This is a genomic window from Thermoanaerobaculia bacterium (genome assembly GCA_035717485.1).
Taxonomy (GTDB): Bacteria; Acidobacteriota; Thermoanaerobaculia; order UBA5066; family DATFVB01; genus DATFVB01.
Genome location: DASTIQ010000238.1, coordinates 1 through 3,116, shown reverse-complemented (window position 1 = coordinate 3,116; position 3,116 = coordinate 1). Strand labels below are relative to the sequence as shown.

Sequence of the window (3,116 nt, the reverse complement as noted above, 5' to 3'; positions counted from 1 at the left end):
GCTTACTGTTTGATCAACGCGTCGATGTTGTCCGTCACCTGCGCCGAATCCCAGTCGATCGCGTTGGCGAGGTGGTACAGCACCTTTCCGCTGCGGTCGGCGATGTACGTCTCGGGGAACTTCGTCGTCCCGAACTTGTGCGCCGTCTTCGACTGGGGATCGCGGTAGAGCGGAAGGTCGAAGGGATGCTGCTTCCGGAACGTGTCGACCGCTTCCCACGAGTCGTCGACCGACACGCTGTAGAGCGCGATCGACGGGTTGTTCCGGTAGCGCTGCCAGAATCGGTCGAGCTCCGGGATTTCGTCGACGCACGGCGGGCACCACGTCGCCCAGAAATGCACGAGGACGATCTTTCCTTTCAGCTTCGAAAGGTCGACCTTCTTTCCGTCGCGGGTGAAGATCGCGAGATTCTTCGCGGCGGAGAGCTTCGGGATTCCCGCCTCCCCCTCCGGCGGCTTCAGGTTCGTCGTGAAGACGAACGCGACGCCGAGGGCGACGGCGGCCGCGACGATCAACAACACCGTCCGTGTCTTCATACCGACATCTCAGGCCGCCTCGACGAATCGAACGCGCCGGCGCCCGATCGGACAGACCCGCTGCGCCGGACAGGAGGGGCAGTCGGAGAGCCGCGGCTTCGTCCGGCAGATTTCGAGGACGCCGAGCTGGCAGATCGCGAAATCGTACTTGACGGGGTCGGCCGGATCGAGGCGCGCGAGCCGCGCGGTGATCTCTTCGGCCGTGCGCCAGTCGGCGGATTTCCGGCGGGTGAGACCGAGCCGGCGGCTGACCCGGTGAACGTGGGTGTCCGTCGGGATCACGAGCGCGGACGCCGGGATCTCCTTCCAGAGCCCGAAATCCATCGCGTCGTCCCGCACCATCCATCGCAGGTACAGGTTCCAGCGCTTGCACGCCGAGCCGTCGGAGGGCTTCGGGAGGAGGAAGCCGAGGGTCTTCGACGGCGCGCGCCACGAGAGCGCTTCCGAGCTCACGCGGTCGAGCATCCCCGCGACCGACTCGTCGGGCGGGAACCGCCGGGCGAAGAACTTCCCGACCGATCCTTCCCGGCGGATGCACTCGCCGACGATGAACAGGAGATCGGCCGCGTCCCTCGGGCCGTGGAACCGGTGACGGAAGAACGCGAGATCGCCCGCGGTGAACGTCCTCGCGGCGACCGTCTTCGCCGGATTCGGCCCGAGGGCCTCGAGCAGAGCCCGGACGTCCTTGATGATCTGGTCGACGCGGCCGTACGCGAATGCCGACGCGATCCAGCCCGCGACCTCCCGATCTTCGCGCGCCTCGTAGCGGCGCACCAGGGCGATCGGGTCGGGGCTCGTCGACCGCTCGTAGCGGCGATAGAGGCTTTCGAGAGTTTCGCGAAGGTCGCGCTCCCGGCGGGCGCGGATTGACTCCATCCGCCAATAATCCTAACCTAACGACGACTGATGCGAATGGATCGGTCCCTTCGTTGACCCGGGAAAAAGCCCTCCTCGTCGGCGTCGTCACCCGCGGCACCACCCGCTCCGAAGTCGAAAGGCACCTGGACGAGCTCGAGCGGCTCGCCGACACGGCGGACATGGAAGTCGTCGGACGCGACGTCCGCGAGCGTTCGTCGATCGACCCGGCGACGTTCATCGGATCGGGCGCGGTCGAAGAGATCTCCGGAAACGCCGCCGCTCTCGACGCGGACCTCGTCATCTTCGACGACGACCTCGCGCCCGGCCAGGTCCGGAATCTCGAGAAGACGCTGCCCCGCGTCACCGACCGCGCGGGACTGATCCTGGAGATCTTCAACCGCCACGCCCGCTCTCGCGAGGCGCGCACGCAGGTGGCGCTCGCGAGCTACGAGTATCTGCTTCCGAGGCTGACCGGGAAGTACAAGGGCCTGTCGCGTCTCGGCGGCGGGATCGGCGGCCGGGGCGCGGGCGAGCAGCAGCTCGAGCTCGACCGGCGGAAGATCCGCCACCGGATCTCGCTCCTGAAGAAGGACCTCGCGAAGATCGAGACGTCCCGCAGGGTCCAGAAGCGCGGCCGGCGGGACGCTTTCCAGGTCGCGATCGCCGGCTACACGAACGCCGGAAAAACGACGCTCTTCAACCGCCTCACCGAAAATGCCGCGCTCGCCGCGGATCGCCTCTTCGCCACGCTCGACGCGCGCGTGGGGAAGATCCGCGGGACGGACCTCCTCGTCGTCGACACGGTCGGGCTGATCCGGAAGCTTCCCGCCGGCCTCGTCGCCTCGTTCCGCTCGACGCTCGGGGAGATCCGCGACGCCGATCTCGTGATCCACGCCATCGACGGGTCGTCCGAATGGGCCGACGAGGAGAAGCGCGTCGCCGACGACACGTTCGCCGAACTCGGCGTCGAGCCGGGCAAGGTGCTCCCGATCTTCACGAAGGCGGACCGCGTTCCACGCCGCCGGCCCGGTCTCTGGGTCTCCGCGGCGACCGGCGAGGGGATCGACCGCCTGATCGAGGAGATCGAAAAGCGGCGGGCGCCGGACGAGCTCGAGATGGCGCTTCGCATTCCCTATGCGGCATCCCGCGAAATCGCGCGGGTGCGGGCACGGGCGAAGATCCTTTCGGAGAAGGACGAAGGGGACGCGCTCGTGCTCCGGGTCTCCGGCCCCCGGCGGCAGCTGGACGCCCTCGCCGAATACGAAATCGACCGGTAGACCGTCGCGGCTCGCCTCCTCCGCTCGACCGCTGCGGGGCCCGGCCGAGCTGGACCGTTTTGCGGATCGCCTCGAAAATTCCTCCATACCGGCCCGGGTTTCGGCGGCTCCTGTTTCCCGAAGGACACGCATTCGGTCGCGAACCTCGCCCGGAAGTTCGCCTCGGCGCTCGGGAAGCTCCGATCGCGACCCTGCCCGCCGTGGCCGGGGAACCGGACAGCTCGGTCTGCGTTAGACTTCACGTCTCCGGAAGCGCAGGAAGTCTGGTGGCTTCCGCGGACTTCAAATCCGTTTGAATCGCGGCTCAGCCGGGATTGGTGGGTTCGATTCCCATGCGCTTCCGCCACTTCGTCCGAGCGACGCTCGCGGAGCTCGGATCGCTCAGGCTCCCGCCGGAGCGAGAGGAGGATCGGGCTACTTCGCCTCTCCCGGAGGGAGACCTGTC

3 protein-coding genes, 1 tRNA gene and 1 pseudogene are annotated in these 3,116 nt (G+C 67.6%); 3 read left to right on the top strand and 2 right to left on the bottom strand.

Annotated elements, in window-relative coordinates; all coding sequences use genetic code 11:
- Window positions 1–2: 2 nt before the first annotated feature.
- The gene (locus VFS34_12715; protein ID HET9795312.1) at window positions 3–536 is read right to left on the bottom strand and encodes a TlpA disulfide reductase family protein; all 534 of its coding nucleotides are present in this window, start codon (window positions 534–536) and stop codon (window positions 3–5) included.
- Between the two features lie 9 nt (window positions 537–545).
- Window positions 546–1,412, bottom strand: coding sequence for a TIGR02757 family protein (locus tag VFS34_12710; protein HET9795311.1), 867 nt, complete (start codon window positions 1,410–1,412; stop codon window positions 546–548).
- A gap of 53 nt (window positions 1,413–1,465) precedes the next feature.
- On the opposite strand from VFS34_12710, the gene hflX reads away from it, so the two are divergent.
- The 3 genes and pseudogenes from hflX to VFS34_12695 all read left to right on the top strand — a co-directional run bounded on the left by hflX (window position 1,466) and on the right by VFS34_12695 (window position 3,017).
- Window positions 1,466–2,671 (top strand): GTPase HflX, encoded by a 1,206-nt coding sequence (gene hflX, locus VFS34_12705; protein ID HET9795310.1) that lies wholly within the window; start codon window positions 1,466–1,468, stop codon window positions 2,669–2,671.
- Window positions 2,672–2,746: 75 nt separating this feature from the next.
- A pseudogene (locus tag VFS34_12700) lies at window positions 2,747–2,830 on the top strand (hypothetical protein).
- Window positions 2,831–2,919: 89 nt separating this feature from the next.
- Window positions 2,920–3,017 (top strand) — tRNA-Sec (locus tag VFS34_12695).
- Window positions 3,018–3,116: the final 99 nt, after the last annotated feature.